The 16,398-nt window shown below is 39.4% G+C and carries 14 protein-coding genes; 11 read left to right on the top strand and 3 right to left on the bottom strand.

The features are described from left to right. Positions 1-214: 214 nt before the first annotated feature. A complete protein-coding gene (locus J3P43_RS19485; protein ID WP_255905611.1) occupies positions 215-3,073 on the bottom strand; it encodes a TrlF family AAA-like ATPase in 2,859 nt (952 codons plus the stop codon). A 299-nt stretch (positions 3,074-3,372) separates the two neighbouring features. On the opposite strand from J3P43_RS19485, the gene J3P43_RS19480 reads away from it, so the two are divergent. From J3P43_RS19480 to J3P43_RS19450, 7 genes are all read left to right on the top strand, one after another. Next, on the top strand, positions 3,373-3,795 hold the full coding sequence (locus tag J3P43_RS19480) for a plasmid mobilization protein (RefSeq protein WP_255905610.1): 423 nt from the start codon (positions 3,373-3,375) through the stop codon (positions 3,793-3,795). Next, positions 3,780-5,030, top strand: a complete 1,251-nt coding sequence (locus J3P43_RS19475) for a relaxase/mobilization nuclease domain-containing protein (RefSeq protein WP_255905609.1) — start codon at positions 3,780-3,782, stop codon at positions 5,028-5,030. The genes J3P43_RS19480 and J3P43_RS19475 overlap by 16 nt, the downstream gene beginning before the upstream one ends. A 10-nt stretch (positions 5,031-5,040) precedes the next feature. Then, entirely contained in the window at positions 5,041-7,041 is a 2,001-nt protein-coding gene (gene mobC, locus J3P43_RS19470; RefSeq protein ID WP_255905608.1) for a conjugal transfer protein MobC, read from the top strand. Between the two features lie 131 nt (positions 7,042-7,172). Then, positions 7,173-7,748, top strand: a complete 576-nt coding sequence (locus J3P43_RS19465) for a GNAT family N-acetyltransferase (RefSeq protein ID WP_255905607.1) — start codon at positions 7,173-7,175, stop codon at positions 7,746-7,748. A gap of 14 nt (positions 7,749-7,762) precedes the next feature. Then, the gene (locus J3P43_RS19460) at positions 7,763-8,707 is read left to right on the top strand and encodes a response regulator transcription factor (protein ID WP_255905606.1); all 945 of its coding nucleotides are present in this window, start codon (positions 7,763-7,765) and stop codon (positions 8,705-8,707) included. A gap of 113 nt (positions 8,708-8,820) precedes the next feature. Continuing rightward, positions 8,821-9,672 carry an RteC domain-containing protein gene (locus J3P43_RS19455; protein WP_255905605.1) on the top strand — a complete coding sequence of 284 codons (852 nt, stop codon included), beginning with the start codon at positions 8,821-8,823 and terminating at the stop codon, positions 9,670-9,672. Positions 9,673-10,048: 376 nt separating this feature from the next. Further along, entirely contained in the window at positions 10,049-10,501 is a 453-nt protein-coding gene (locus J3P43_RS19450) for a hypothetical protein (RefSeq protein ID WP_255905604.1), read from the top strand. Positions 10,502-10,696: 195 nt separating this feature from the next. Here J3P43_RS19450 and J3P43_RS19445 read toward each other — a convergent pair whose 3' ends face one another. Continuing rightward, positions 10,697-11,602 (bottom strand): abortive infection family protein, encoded by a 906-nt coding sequence (locus J3P43_RS19445; RefSeq protein WP_255905603.1) that lies wholly within the window; start codon positions 11,600-11,602, stop codon positions 10,697-10,699. Positions 11,603-11,607: 5 nt separating this feature from the next. Next, a complete protein-coding gene (locus tag J3P43_RS19440) occupies positions 11,608-12,408 on the bottom strand; it encodes a TIGR02391 family protein (protein WP_255905602.1) in 801 nt (266 codons plus the stop codon). A gap of 220 nt (positions 12,409-12,628) precedes the next feature. Here J3P43_RS19440 and J3P43_RS19435 point away from each other — a divergent pair, with 220 nt between their 5' ends. The 4 genes from J3P43_RS19435 to J3P43_RS19420 are packed head-to-tail and all read left to right on the top strand — an operon-like array spanning position 12,629 to position 16,398. Beyond that, positions 12,629-13,186, top strand: coding sequence for a hypothetical protein (locus J3P43_RS19435; protein ID WP_255905601.1), 558 nt, complete (start codon positions 12,629-12,631; stop codon positions 13,184-13,186). Between the two features lie 42 nt (positions 13,187-13,228). Beyond that, complete coding sequence (locus J3P43_RS19430; RefSeq protein ID WP_255905600.1) at positions 13,229-13,570, top strand: DUF4134 domain-containing protein; 342 nt, start codon at positions 13,229-13,231, stop codon at positions 13,568-13,570. Positions 13,571-13,573: 3 nt separating this feature from the next. Beyond that, a complete protein-coding gene (locus tag J3P43_RS19425) occupies positions 13,574-13,903 on the top strand; it encodes a DUF4133 domain-containing protein (protein WP_255905599.1) in 330 nt (109 codons plus the stop codon). 8 nt (positions 13,904-13,911) lie between these two features. Next, entirely contained in the window at positions 13,912-16,398 is a 2,487-nt protein-coding gene (locus J3P43_RS19420) for a TraG family conjugative transposon ATPase (protein ID WP_255905598.1), read from the top strand.

The following is a 16,398-nucleotide window of genomic DNA, read 5'->3' as shown; positions in this document are numbered from 1 at the left end:
TGATTTTCTCTTGTGTTGTCATTGCTTAATCTGATTTTAAGTTACTAATTTTATTGTAACTGTCAGATTAAGTCGTGACTACTTCACTTTATGCCGCAAAAGCTCTTTACCGGTTTTTCTACGCTGGTTAATTTTGTGGCAGCTGATTATCAGCTTTTGAAATATCAATTTAGTATAATCCTGCCTCGTTGCTTTCATGGAAACGGACTTATCATTAATATCCATACTTATCTTTTCTTAGCCTGAACGCCTTCTCACCTCCTTCCATCACGGAGGTAATTTCGTCTTTCACAACTCTTGAGTCAATCGCACCTTCAGCTTTGATTAATCCCCTGGTTTGACTACCGGTATCTTTATAATCAAAACAGGCAACTAATTCTGCGTCTCCATTCACAACAAGATTTGCGTTATGGCTTGTGAAGATGATTTGACGATGCTTCTTCGCATTCCAGATGTTTTTAATTATATCGTCAATGGCTCGATTATCAATATCGTCTTCTGGTTGGTCGATTAATAAAGGAGCCCCAGGTTGATTTAAAAGAACTGTTAACAAAGCGGTAGCCTGCTGACCTGCGGAGGCTTCTGAAAAGGGGATCACATCTTCCCACTCGCTATTAGTGGTATATTTAAATTCCGGAGCAAATTCGATTCTAATTGTTGCGAGATTTAGCCAAGTTTCTTTATTTAAAATCTCTACAATTCTTGTAAGGTTAGTTTCATTAAGTCCAGCTTCTATAAGTTTCGGTACAGGAGGCAAATGGTCAAGGGTTGTAATTTCGGTAGCATTTAATTCAGCTAATTGCTTCAACTCGTCTAAAATTGCCTTCCATTGAATAAGAGGCTCTGAAGCAGAGATTATGCTATCAGTTATACTCTGTATCTTCTCTTGGCTAATTCGCGTGCCTTGAAAGGTTTTCAAAAGTTCTGACTTTATTAAGTTTTGGTCCAAGCATTTCTCAACCTCTACTTTAATTAATCCTTTAGAGAGTTCAGTGAATTTTTTAGCCTCTTGATTTAATAACCTTAGTTTGTCGTTGTGAAGTTCCCAATAAGCTATTCGTTGCTCTTCAAACAAGATCTCAGGATTAGAAAGTGATACTATTTTCGTATTTCTTTCATTAACACTTTCCCTTAGCTGGTTAAGCCGAGTTTCAATCCTTTGAATTTCATTTAATTGTTGTTGATTCGATGTCGTATTTGTTTTTGAAATTTCATATTGACTGTCGAAGTTTGTTTTTATATCCTGCCAACGAGTGATTACGTCCCTGATTTCCAAAATTTGGTCGTGTGAGAGGGCATTTTTTACTTGCGTCAACAGTTCCTTTATTTCACCGATTTTCGTCCTTCGCGCATTATCAAGCTCAGTTATTAACTCTCGGTTCTCGGTATTAGTTGTCAAGGTAATTTCCTGAGGATAAACCTTTAATTCATCGCTAAGGGTTTGAATCTTTTGATTGATCGTATTTAACTCAGTTCGAATGCTCGTTACTATGTTACCTTCTAAATCATAAATCTCCTTTTTAGAAATCACCTGCTGATCTGCGTCAGATATTCCAGATAATGACTGACGAAGATTTTGGGCTTGAGTATTCAGTGAATTGATTTCTAAATTGAGATGCTCCCTTTCTTTTTCAAGCTCCTTTTTTCTATTTAAATTTAGATACTCACTCCGGCTTATCTTATTAATTTCGGCTAAACGAAAATCGAAAGCGGAAAGTTCCGTGCTAATCGGCGTCTCAATAAACCTTTTTAATTCGTCTGTCGAAATACCTACACCGCTGAGTTGTTTTTGACTATAAGCTTGGATTGGCAAAATTTTTCGAACTTCCTCCTCAGTAACTTTTTGAAAGTCACCACCATCAATTTTGAGGGACGTTTCTTTTGATTTCGAATTTCGCTTGATTATGTGATTTACGCCGTTAAGATTAAAGGTTATTCTTACCTCGCCTTCAAAATCCGAGAGCGTTTTGTCAATCAACTTTTTTCGTCGTCTTTCTAAATCGTTTAAGTCCTCTGGATCTGTGGTTGATACAACTTGATCGCATAACCCCCATCGCAAGTATTCTAGAACTGTTGACTTTCCAGTCCCTCTTCCGCCTATTAAAGCATTATATTGGCGATTAAATTCAATGGAAAAAGAACCAAGAAATTTCGAGTTGGTTACATTCAACTTAGTAATATATATTTGCGGAAGCTGAGGCTCTACTTGACTAATTCTCGATTGTTTAGCAAGGCAAGCCTGCCGAAGAGCTTCAGCAGTTGGTTCAGCCCATTTCAAATAGGTGAAATATTTTCCAAATTCCCTTCCGTCCTCAAATCTATTGTCTGAAGTGCTTAATATGCCTACAGACTTATTTCCATAGTTGATATCTCCTCCATCTAGCTTGTTAGTCCACCCGGAATCGTTAGTTGGGATGGATTTATCAACGTATCCCCCTACACAAGGCATCTTTTTGTAATGTTCTTGGGCTCCGGCTCTTAATAACGTAGATGATCCTCCGTTACCTAAATTAGGCAACAAAAAGTATCTACCTTTCAGCAGTGGTAGGTCGTCCAACTTTTTGTGGAGATGGTTTAAATCTGAAATTTGTTCCGTTGATATTCTTACCGTAGGAGCAGTCTCTCGTGCAAACTCATGGGAAGGGACGATCCCAAACATAGCAAGAGCCGTGTCTAGATGTTGGTCTGGTATATCAGAGTCAAATATAAGCAGACATTGACAGATGGGATTATTTAAGGTAAGTTCAATTCCAGGGAACACAGTTATACATTTTTCCGGCTCTCCATTGGCGATGAACTCAAGATTTTCACTTTTAGAAGCAGCCCTGATGATTTTCACAAAGGCAATATCATGATGATCGGTTATTGCAATTGCGTTTAGCCCTTTCTCACGAGCCTTCTGTAGATATTCTTTTGAAAATATAGCTCGCCGGTTTGCAATATCATCCCTTTGATCCTCTGTTAAATCTTCTACCTGATCTGGATTTACTCCAAATCTGCTGCCTGTCCAATTTATATCTCTTGGCGAGTGTACCTGAAAATCGCATTTGTGGAAATGAGCCCCTTTATCCATTTACTTTGATCATAGATTTATTTGTAATATTAATGATTTTTAGGAAATATATTTAATCCATACCGTCTATCTTGCCCATTTTGATTTTATGCTATCTCCGCCAATTTCGCCAATATCTTCCATCCCCGCCATCCTCGTTTTGCAACCATTTTAAACAGTATTATTTTCATTATTTCACGGCCGAAGGCGTGAAAAGCAAGATGTATTTTTGTATCCAAAAACAATCTTGCCCTAACTTCCGAAGTCAGACGGGAGGCTAAAAATCCAGTCATCTGCGGAACTTGATGTCTGGTTGAAACATGAAGGAGGACAAGACAATGCCGAGGAAAAAAGTTGAAGAAAATCAAAGGTTAGAGCACAAGATTCAAACAAGGGTTACTAGAGCCAAATTCAATCAGTTATCTGAGCTAGCTAAAAAAGCCACTAATGGAAGTACTAGCGATCTACTAAGAGACATTCTTTACAAGCGCGAAATAAAGGTTCAAACCGTAGACAAAACTTTAGCTGAATACATGCCGGAACTTGTGAAGGTTCGTAAAGAACTGAATGCTATTGGCAACAACATCAATCAAATTACCCGTTACTTCCACCAATCCCCTGAAGAAACTAAGAAGCTCTTCTATGCTACCAGGGTGGCGAGTCTTTACGAAAATACTGGGTCAAAAGTGGCGGAGCTACTACACCTAATAGAGGAGCTTGGAAAGAAATGGTTGCAAAAATAATTATAGGCAAACATATCGGAGGTATCCTGGCCTACAACGAGCGCAAAGTGAATAAAGGAAAAGCTGAGTTGCTTACAGCAGTAAACTTCACAGCGGATTCTTCTCACTTGTCTCTCAAGAATAAGCTGAGGCACTTTGAGGCATTCTGTCAAAGGAACAGGCGAGCAAAAACAAACGCTGTCCACATTTCGCTCAACTTCGACCGTAACGATAACCTTGACAATGAATCACTGAAAGAGCTTTCACAAAAGTATATGGCAGCAATCGGCTTTGATGATCAACCTTACCTATTATATCGTCACTATGATGCAGCTCACCCACATGTTCATATTGTAACTACCAATATCCAAAGCAATGGCGAGCGAATAGACCTCCACAACATTGGGAGAAACAAATCAGAACCTGCAAGGAAGCAACTTGAAAGAGAGTATGGCCTTATAGCAGCGGAGAGTAAAAGCAAATCAGAAATTCCCGACATCAGCAAGATCGATTTAAGTAGAGCCTTATACGGCAGGGATGAAACCAAGCAAGCTATTTCAAATACAGTCCGTTCAATAACTCGCAATTGGAAGTTCACTTCTCTCGCCGAACTCAATGCCATTCTTAACCAGTATAACGTTACAGCCGATCCCGGAAAGGAAAATTCTACCTTACATCAAAAAAAGGGGTTGATTTATCGCTTACTGGACTCTAAGGGAAACAAAATAGGCGCCCCAATCAAAGCAAGCAGCATTTATGGCAAACCAACCCTTAAGTTCCTTGAGAAGCGCTACGTCTTGGATGAAGAATTAAGAAAACCCTATAAACTGCAGTTAAAGCAGACGATTGATATGGCACTTCAGCAAGGTCTAACGAAAGACGACTTTAGCAGGGCGCTATCGAGAAAGGCCGTCCAGGTGGTGTTCAGAGCAAACAGCGAGGGTTTGATATACGGTATAACCTTCACTGACCACAATTCAAAATGTGTTTTTAATGGAAGTGCTTTGGGTAAATCGTATAGTGCTAAAGCTATTACTGAGACATTCTCAAACGTTCCAAACGGCATTACAAAGAGTCGGGGCAAATTCGAGACGAAGATTGATGAAGCGTTCAAGTCAGCATCCACCGACTCGTTCAAGGGACAGCCATCGGAAAATCAATTCATTAGTGCTCTGTTCAGGACTGAATATGAAGAGCCAACTAACAACCACTTAGAAGAAAAACGAAGAAAAAAGAAACGAAGAATTCATCTATAAATGAACGAACATGAACACTGGGGAAAACGAACAAGGTCTTCGTAAGATCATGGATTTTACAAGACTACTAAGCATTGCCATTCTTGTAATTCATTTTTACCTGTTTTGCTACTCAACATTCAAGGAATTAGGCTTAACTGCTACCATTGTAGAAAAGATATTATCTACCTTTTCAGGAATGGCTATTTTCAATACTGTTTTAAGCTCTAAAGCTGCCGCATTACTTTTACTAGTCATTTCGCTATTTGGTGCTAAGGGGAAGAAGAATGAAAGGATTGCGAATCGAACCATAGCAATTTATTTAACCGCTGGATTGATACTTTACTTCTTTAGTCAATTAGCTTTCTATCTACCTGTTCCGGGTTCCTACAGGCCTGAGTTATATATCTGCCTGACAACCACAGGATACTTGTTAATACTTACAGGTGGCACTTTACTTTCACGTATTATCAAGTTCAACCTTACCCAAGATGTTTTTAATAGAGAGAACGAGACGTTTCCCCAGGAAGAAAGGCTGTTAGAAAACGAGTTTTCAATTAATCTGCCCGCACAATACCGGTTTAAAGGAAGGACCAGAAAAAGCTGGATAAACATTATTAATCCCTTCAGGGGGAATTTAGTGATGGGTACTCCCGGCTCTGGTAAGTCGTACTTTGCAATAAGGCATATCATTACACAACATATCAGAAAAGGATTCAGCATGTTCATCTATGATTTCAAGTATGATGACCTAACTAAAATTGCCTACAATACTCTTTTGAATAATGCTGGCACAATGTGCCCAAAATTCTATGTTATTAACTTCGAAGACTTATCTCACACCCACCGCTGTAATCCATTAGACCCCGCTAATATGAGAGACATTGCAGATGCTACAGAAGCATCCAGAACCATTATGTTGGGGCTCAACCGAGAGTGGATTAGAAAGCAGGGTGACTTCTTTGTCGAGTCTCCCATCAATTTTCTAACAGCGGTGATATGGTTTCTGAGAAAATATCAGGACGGTAAGTATTGCACCCTGCCCCATGTGATAGAGTTGATGCAGGTTGAGTACAAGTATCTTTTTGCCTTACTAAACCAAGAGCCTGAAATTGAGGTATTGATAAACCCTTTTATTTCTGCCTGGAAGAATGAAGCCTATGATCAACTGGAGGGACAGGTGGCTAGTGCCAAAATCAGCATGGCGAGGTTATCTTCGCCTTCTCTCTATTATGTGCTATCTGGCAATGACTTCACACTGGATTTAAATAATCCCTCTGAACCAAAGATCATATGCGTGGGGAACAATCCGCTAAAACAGCAAGTTTATGGCGCAGTCCTCAGTTTATACACCTCCCGAATGATTAAACTGGTGAATCAAAAAAATAAGCTGAAATGCAGCTTGATCTTTGACGAATTTCCAACTATCTACTTTAATAACATCGACAGCCTGATTGCAACAGCCAGGTCCAATAAGGTTGCGACAACTTTGGCTGTCCAAGACTACAGTCAGTTAAAGAAAGATTACGGAAGAGAACAAGCCGAGGTCATTCTGAACATCATAGGGAACATCATCTGTGGTCAGGTCACAGGAGATACCGCTAAGCAGCTGGCCGAAAGGTTTGGTAAGATCTTGCAGCAGCGGCAAAGCATCTCCATAAACAGTTCTGATACTTCGCTTAGCAGGTCCACTCAACTAGACTACGCAATTCCATCCTCCAAGATCTCTACGCTTTCATCTGGCGAGTTTGTGGGCATGGTAGCTGATGATCCACATACAAAAATTGATTTAAAAATATTTCACAATGAAATAATTAACGATCATGAATCTATTGCCAAAGAAGAGCATGATTACAAAGAAATCCCTAAAATCCGAACGATAGATGCAGAAAGCATTCAAGCTAACTATCTGCAAATCAAACAAGACATCCAAGACATTCTATGGGATGAATTGGACTCTGATAAGAATCCTTCGAATTGCAGGTCCCAACAAGGAAGTAGTACTGCCTTTTTCAAGGGAATGAGGCTGTAGCCTATTTAACTTTAAGTATCATTCGCCTTTCTTTGTTAGAAGACTAACAATCTGAGACTTGCAGTTCGTTGGTATAATTTTTGCGGCGACGAATTTACGTCTCAATTAATATTAACTTAAATATTAAACCTATGATTAAGGCTACTTATGATGATAAAAGCCTGGTGCTTGATATCCTAACCAAGTCGTTCGACACCAATCAAAGCGTAAACTACATCGTGAAACAAGACAAACACAGAGCTCAAAGAGTGCGTGCTCTAATGGATTACTCCTTTGAAGTTTGTTACCTGTTTGGGGATGTTTATTTATCAAATGATAGAAAGGCATGCGCTTTGATTCTGTATCCGGATAAAAAGAAGACGACCATGAAGTCTATACTGCTGGACGTCAAGTTGATTCTATCGTGTGTTGGATTGAGCAACATAAAAAAAGCCCTCACAAGGGAATCTAAAATCAAGAAGCTTCAGCCAAACGAACCGATGTATTATATCTGGTTTATTGGAGTCGATCCTGCTCATCAAAATTCAGGCATCGGGACAGAATTGCTTAATGAGGTTATTCAGGATAGCGCCAGTAAAAAAAGGCCCATTTATCTTGAAACCTCAACCTTGAAGAATATACCCTGGTATAAGAAATTCGGGTTTGATGTCTACAACGAACTTGACCTTAGCTATAAGTTATTCTTCCTCAAGAAGGATGTTGCATAAAAACACCAGAGCCTATGAAAGCCTTTGGAACAGAGATGCACGTCGTCACTTTAGCGTTCGTCTTCTTCGAAGTCGTAATGTTTTTCTACCAGCTATTCCACTACCTATCTCGTCCTGAAGATAAAAACAGAATGTGGTATCTCGTTCTGTTGTCTTTGCTTATCGTTTATAACATCACAGGCGGATTATTTCCTGATCCGAATATCAACATTCCTATAATTACGCAGAACATTATAGCTTACGGTAGCGGATTCTTTATGGCCTCCTATTTCCCCTATTATTTTTATAAGGGGTTTGACTTGAAAACGTTGAGATTCCACGCACTATACGGCGTTCCACTTTTTTTGATTCTACCCTACCTGGTGTTCTTTGTAATTGCCTATTCCTTTAACGGTAATTTGGAATTTGCTATTAAAAATGGGGTTATCATCCCGTTCTTCTACTCGATAGTGCTGCTGTGGGCCATAACGAAGGCTGTGGTCATCAAGTACAAGGAAGACACATCCAATGACAAAATTGTAGAAATTATAGCGGTCTATTGTGCCGTGATCCCTTGGGCATCCATGACACTGCTATCGTATTTTCATGCCAGTCAGCTAATTGAAGTGATAGTTACAAACGGGGGCTTCATCGTTGTTACGGGTTTATTCATTTCTAGATCCATCAAAAATGCCCGATTGGAATACCAGCGATTGGTAGAGCTGGACACTCAAACTCAGAAAAGTCCTGCTTTCGTGATGAACTGTAAGCTATATCAACTTACATGCAGAGAGATTGAGATTGTACATTTAATCCGTGAAGGCCACAAGTATAAAGCGATAGCTCAAGCTCTATTTATTTCAGAAAGAACCGTCAGTAAGCACGTGCAAAATGTGTTCGAAAAGGTCGGTGTTAAAAACAAAGTAGAACTTCTTAATAAACTAGATCAAAGCAGCGATTTCTCCGCAATATCCGCCTAAAAAGACACTTCTACCAAAAAATACGCTTTTTTACGTATGCGATCTACTACAAAAGACGTATTCTTTTTACCTGCAAAATCATAGAAATTTGTATTACATCTAATACTATTTCTATGAAAGAATTTATGACCCAGCTGAATGCTGTATGGGATTTCGAGCTTCAGAAAATTCAGGCTAGTGAAGAACATATTGTAAGAATCTGTGAACGAGTTCTCACCATAACTCGCAAAGCGTTGGCCGACCTTCGGACACATCTACTCATCGCAGAGTTTAAGGATAAGGAGGAAGAAATATGGTTTTTCAAAGAGGCGAAACCGCAGTTGCTGAGCAAACTAATATATCATGAAAAGTTGTACAATCTGGAATTGAGAAGGCCATTGGGAAGAGACAAGCTAGTTCGAAAGTATCTCGAAAACGAAATACTACACTTGGAGCACAGCTACGAAAGTTATACAGAATTTTATCTCTATTTCAGAACAGGTCAAACTACCAACGATGAACACTACTTCCTGAGAACTCACCAATCCTGCTTCAATGATTGCGAAGCACACGGATTTGACTCTGATCCAAATCTTTCCACTGGCTATGATTGCAAGGTAGCCCGTATTCTTGCGCAAGATATGCTAGTTACTTACTTGAACAGGGAGATTTACAAGTTGAAAGGACATGCTTCCGTACATAAGCATCATGATAGTGCCCACTCACTTGAATGGACAGGTTCAAAGACCAGTTTAGTAGAGTTGATTTATGGACTTGCGCAGGCTGGAGTTATCAATCACGGAAAAAGTGATTACAAGGAGATAGCTCACTCCTTTGAAAGATTGTTTAATACCTCACTGGGAAACATCTATAAAACCTTTGAGAAAATCCGAATGCGGGAGACAGGTCCGACAACGTTTCTGGATACCGTTAAGGTTAAGCTGATAGATTATACAGACAAGTTTAATGAGTATCGAGTCAACTAAATATTGATGAGATTCAATGATAGCGTCATAATAGAAATAGGCTTCCATCGGGGACCTGCTTTTTGAACCTTAGTTTTGGCTACTTGTATAGTTACGGCTGCAGAATAATAAAAGTGTCCAGAAGTTATGACTTTTTGAACCTGGTACCTTCCTTTAATATTCTGATCTCAGGATATGAGGACGAGAAAAGTGTTTTCATTTGACTTTGAAAAAATATACCTATCATTGCCATGTGCTTGTGGCAAGCCTGCTCGTTCGTGCAAAGATTTCATCAGCCAATAGATTAATAATGCAAACCCTACCAAGCTTATTATCTAACTAAGATTACGAACGTTAAATTCATAGATAATAAATTTGGTAACATAAGGTATGTATTATGACCCAAATCGACTTCTTTAAGCTACAAGCTAAAAATCTCCACAAAGATTACAAAACTCAAACCTCTTATTTTGATGCTGAAGTGAACGGCTATCGTTACAAGTACAATCCAAAGTATTTTGATATTGATGGTCTTTTCTTAGATTTCGACATTGATGAAGACAATTTTAGCCTAATGAAGGCACAGCATATCATCGCCAAACTCGCTGGATTTTATAAATGGACAGACCTATCCAAGGCCTCAAATGAGGAGTTAGAACTTGCGAAACTTCTATATGATAATATGCATAAGATTAGTGCTGAAGATTGGGAATTTTACATTTTGGGTGTAGAGCGAGAGAACAACACAACTTTTGACACAGAAACTAAGCTCGAAATTTTCACCCAAGTTTTTGCTGAGGAAGACGGACACGAGAACCCTTATGGCGACTATCGCCTTACAGGGAGATAAGAGCAAGTTAATAGGTTGTACGGATAGGCTTATCCAACTAAGGATTGATTAGTAGTCATTTCAGCACGACTTTCACAAGTGGGCAATGGTTTTCTATTTGCCGTTAACTGTCAAGTAGGAGCTTCAAATAGCGGAGTTTAGAGATTTCTTTGAACAATGACATGGTAACCAGAGACGCGGTCTCTTGCCATTTCACTATTTCATTTTGTGAGTTTCTAGTAGGTAAACTGCGAGGGTCGAAGCTGCACCAACTGCTAACTTCGCGTGCCTAGGCTGTAAGCCTCTAAACTTCCCATCCTTTCCATGGCCACTCCCATACTCATTCCTTACTTCGCCAATACCTTGTACCACGGATGAAAGGCTACCGAGAATCTGCTTAATGGAGCTCGCAGCCCTAGCTTCATTGGGGATATCGTCGGGAGTTAACTTTAGAAGCTTCGTTGTTTCTTTCATAAGCTTAGGCAGGTCCCAGTTTTTATCATATGTTTCCTTAAGCTCATTCAAGATAGATTTGCAGCAAGTCTCAATTAGTTCCTTAGCAAGGCCAATTGACACGTGAGGTGCATTCTCAATGGAGGACTCCATTAAATTTATTTGCTGAGACACATAGTCAGCATTTAATATCTCTTTAATATCGGCCCCCTTCTTTTGTAAGGATTCTCTACCAGCGATTTTTATTCTTCCTACAAATATCGGCTTCCCTGAAATCCTAGTTTTTTCGACTATTTCAAAATTATCCTCAGTTAAATTTTCATTGAACAATTGAACGAGTTTGCTCACCTCTGACGAATCGGATCTAACTAAGGGGTGAACCATCTCACATAGAAAATTCAGAAAAACAGAATCATCACAATCCAATAATTTAAATCTAGCATCAGTAAATATCCAGTTGTCATCCCAATCGTTCGGGTTATTAACTCTATGCTGCCAGATATCCCCAGCAGCATTAGAAAACCTACTATCAAAAGACTCCATATTTTCTAAGTCGAAGACCCTCGATAGAAAATCTGTCTCTTCCAATCTTCCGGACCACCAAATGTCTTCAACTTGAATGAAATCAAAAATATTCCGTCTAGTTTGTTGTGTTATTCTGTTAGACATTGACATTAAGTATTTAGCCCCAATCGACGATGTATTAAAGATATCGTTGACAGAATATCCAGAGCATCCTCTTCGGTTATTTCCCAAATGACCTTAGGAGAATGTGCAGTTGTATTTCTAAACATGCCAAACACTCCTTTAATTAAATTTGCAAATCCTTTATGCTCACTTTCCTTGGTTTCTGATGATAAATCATTAATTTTTATCATTGGGTTTTTAATCGAAAATGCTTTATCTATCAGCTCACTGCCATCTTCAGTTAAGCCGGTTCTTAGTCTTATTGCCTCAGCAATGCTTTTTGTCGCCTCAAAAACCGCATGAAAATAATTGTCTGCTAATAATTCTGCGTCGCAGTAAGTGAAAATTGTAGAGTGGGCATTCCGTTGTTGAAGCTTGCTTTTTAATCTATTTGCCTTCTGTTCGGCTTCTGAGATAGATCTGACTTCCGTCACTCTTTTAAAAGTCCCGTTTTCTGTAAGCTCCAAACCGATGAAACAGAGTCTTTTGTTTAGCTCGTATATAGAGTCTTCAAATTGAGCTCTTCTTCCAATGAATCTCGCCGGATTCATCGATTTGTTTATAAAAGTCAGTATGTTATTTGATAGTTGCTTGTGATTCTGGAACGAAACAAAAGCATTGAATAGCCTCTTCCATTTTGTATTTGTAGGGTCCACATCTGGAATATAAACCTCCTGAAGGAACTTACCAATTTCTGTTCCTGTTAGTCCATTTGAAGTATCTCCAAGCACTTTACTTATTCCCTCAAGTACACTACCATTTATGGGTGGTTGTATATTCTTATTCATCGGCTTATGTACTTATCATTTTCTCAAATATATAAAAGAAGATATGATCAGTGTCTTGAAAAAAGGGAAGGCAACATTAAACATGAAAAAGTAGCTACTAAGCTATCGACTTACTTCCGCCATTTCCACCAACTTCCGACATTTTCGATGGGGATTTCCAAAAATCCCCATTACGCCATCATGACCATTCCCACCTTTGAGCCAATCAAAACAATAAATTATGTTTTCACACATCTCCTGGGAGCAATACTTTGCTTACACCGCAGCAACAGGGCTGCTTTACTATGCGACGGTTGTATTTCTTTACTACCGTGATAATCTGGTTCTATTCTTAAAACAGCCTTTGAGAAAGAGACCATCGGGCTTAAATCCTGAACGACTTCAGAGAACAGAGAACGATATCTTGGGACAGGCGCAAATTTCAGAAAGCGAGCTTACTGTAAACTCTGAGGAGTTAAACTTCTACGACTCTGGAGCCACTGAAGAAGTTGTGGAGCAGATACATCTGGAAGAGGAACCTTCCCAGCCGCAAGATTTCACCAGTTCTGATCAGGATGCTGTCGAAAATTTCATTACTGAACTCAAGGGAAACCTTAAAATTCTAAAAGAAGCGGAAGGCAACAAGGAAGAATTTGGCTCTCTTTTCCGGGCCACAGTATCCAAGTACCCACAATTAAAAGACCAACATACCCTCAACGCCTTAATAGAAGAGCTCGTGCTAGAAGAGGAATTGGGTTTTACAGTCACGCAAGCAGAAATCGAAGGTCTCTGGCTCTAAGTAAGTCATCTATTAAAACGTCCATCTCAAAAATAAAATACCATGAAAAAGCAAATTAAAAGCATGTCTATAGCTATAGGCAAAATTCTAAAAGCAGTCCAAATTGGTTTCGTTCTAACTCTCTTGCTTATACAGGAAACATTTGCCCAAGATGGCAACGCCGGTATTAATGAAGCCACTACTAAAGTAAAAAGCTACTTCGAAACCGGAACCGACCTTATGTATGCTATTGGTGCAGTCGTTGGCTTAGTTGGAGCCATAAAAGTTTATCAAAAATGGAATAGCGGAGACCATGACACAGGAAAGGTAGCTTCTTCCTGGTTCGGAAGCTGCGTCTTTTTAGTAATTGTCGCAACTGTTCTTCAGTCATTTTTCGGGATATAGGTTATGGGAAGCATATATCAAATCAATAAGGGCATAAATAAACCAATAGAATTTAAAGGTTTGAAGGCTCAGTACATAGGCTATCTGGCTGTAGGACTAGTCGTTTTGTTAGTCCTGTTCGCTACTATGTACATTATTGGAGTTAATCTCTTTGTTTGTGTAGCTGTAATTGCTATTTCCGGCACAGCTCTATTCATGACCGTGTTCCGACTCAGCCATAAGTATGGTCAATATGGCCTCTTAAAGAAAGCGGCAAAAAGATACATCCCTCTTTTTATAAAGTCGAAATCCCGAAAGGTCTTTATACATCTAAGTGATCCAAAGAAAAAGTAGGAGGTTTTATGGCTAGTTCAATCGAAATAGAAAAGATGTTCCCGGTGTACAAAGTAGAGAGTGATTCCATCATTTCTATGTTTGGCGATATCACCTTTGGGTATGAGTTGACGCTTCCGGAAATATTTACGCTCTCCATAAGCGAGTATGAATCTTTTCATCAAGCCTGGATAAAGGCTATAAAGGTGCTACCAAAGCATAGCATCTTTCATAAGCAGGATTGGTATTTAGAGGATCAATACAAAGCTGATTTTATAAGCAACTACAAATCATCTAATGCCTTGAGCGGGTTTTTATCGGGTGCAAGCGAAAGATTTTTTAATGAAAGGCCATTCTTAAAACATCGCTGCTACCTGTTTTTATCAAAAAAACCGGAAGGCAGAAGAACAGCGAATTCGGCATTTTCAAATCTGTTCAGGCGTTCAATCGTGCCTCCACAAATACTTAAGGAAAGCTTTATAGGCGATTTTAAGGATAAAGCAAACCAGTTCGCGCGAATACTAATAGATAGTGGTTTTATAAAAATGACGAGGCTTGCTGCCGACGAATTAGCCGGTACTACTGGCAAGCCAGGTATTCTGGAACGTTACTGCTATCTGCTTAATGACTCGGAACAGGCGACAATTAGAGACATCAGTTTGAAAGATGAGATAAAAATCGGAACTCAATCTTGTCAGTTATTCAGTCTCTCAGAGGTTGAGACACTCCCGTCTCTTTGTGGCTCCCGGATTAATTTCGATAAATACAGTACGGATAAAACTAAATGCAGCATTGGTTTTGCATCGCCCCTTGGTGGCTTGCTTAACTGCAATCACATTTTCAATCAATACATTTTTATTGACGATGCCACGCAAACCTTAAAGCAGTTAGAAGCTAAGCGCCTGCGTTTGCAATCGCTGTCAGCCTATTCCCGAGAAAATGCTATTGGACGTGATGCCACTCATGATTTTTTAAACGAAGCGATAAGTCAACAGCGGCTCCCGATTAAAGCCCATTTCAATATTCTTGCCTGGACTGATAAATCAGAGCAAAAAAACGAACTGAAAACACTGGTGTCTGCTGCCATGGCTCAAATAGATGCGACTCCTAAACAAGAAACCGACGGAGCTCCACAGATCTGGTGGGCAGGATTGCCTGGAAATGAAGCGGAATTCCCGGTCAATGACACGTTCGACACTTTTGCCGAACAAGCTTGCTGCTTTTTAAACCTCGAAACAAGTTATAAAAGCTCACTTAGTCCCTTTGGTGTTCGCTTAGGGGACCGATTAAGTGGAAAGCCATTGCACGTAGATATTTCCGATGAACCAATGAGGTTGGGAATCTGCACAAATCGCAATAAGATTATTCTCGGCCCCACAGGTTCAGGAAAGTCATTCTTCACCAACCATATGGTGAGAAGCTATTACGAACAGGGCACCCATATCTTACTCGTTGATGTCGGTCATAGTTATAAGGGACTTTGCGAAATGGTAGGTGGCTACTATTTCACCTTCGATGAAGCGAATCCAATTCGATTCAATCCATTCTACATTAGTAAAGGAGCGTCGCTAGATACCGAAAAGAAAGAAAGCCTAAAAAGCTTAATTCTTGCTCTTTGGAAAAAGGAAGATGAGGTACTGGAAAGGCCGGAATATGTTGCTTTATCAAATGCTCTTCAAGGGTATTATGCCAAAATAGCAAGTGATAATTCTCTATTCCCATGCTTTAATACCTTCTATGAGTACTTGAAAACTGAGTTCACATTAGAACTAAAGGCTGATAACGTTAAAGAAAAGCACTTCGACCTTGACAATCTACTCTATGTTTTGAAGCCGTTCTATCAAGACGGTGAATTTGGCTACCTGCTGAATGCGACGGAAAATTTGGAGCTTCTAAGTGAGAGATTCATAGTGTTCGAGCTCGACAATATCAAAGATCATCCTATACTTTTTCCGGTTGTAACCCTCATCATCATGGAAACTTTTATCAGTAAAATGAGAAGGCTGAAAGGAATTCGGAAGATGATTTTGATTGAGGAAGCCTGGAAAGCGATAGCCAAAGAAGGTATGGCCGAGTACATCAAATATCTTTTCAAAACGGTTAGAAAACACTTTGGTGAAGCCGTGGTGGTCACGCAAGAAGTCGAGGACATCATCAGCTCTGAAGTAATTAAGGAAACTATCATTAACAATTCAGACTGTAAGATCTTACTTGATCAATCCAAATATCAGAACAAGTTCGATACCATTCAAAACCTTTTAGGCCTGACTGATAAAGAGAAGGTCCAAATTTTATCGATCAATAAGGCGAACGACCCCAAGAGAAAGTACAAAGAGGTTTTTATAAGTCTGGGAGGCCAACTAAGTAAAGTTTACCGTACGGAGGTCAGTTCAGAGGAATATCTCGCTTACACAACTGAGGAAAGTGAAAAACTCAAAGTCCAGCAGTACACCCTAAAGTACGGCAGTATTCAGAAAGGAATTGCTGCACTGGCAAGTGAATTAACAACAAAATAA

This window comes from Paradesertivirga mongoliensis, assembly GCF_024436395.1.
GTDB classification, from domain to species: domain Bacteria; phylum Bacteroidota; class Bacteroidia; order Sphingobacteriales; family Sphingobacteriaceae; genus Paradesertivirga; species Paradesertivirga mongoliensis.
The sequence above is the reverse complement of the archived record's forward strand: the minus strand, read 5'-3'. Positions and strand labels throughout refer to the sequence as shown.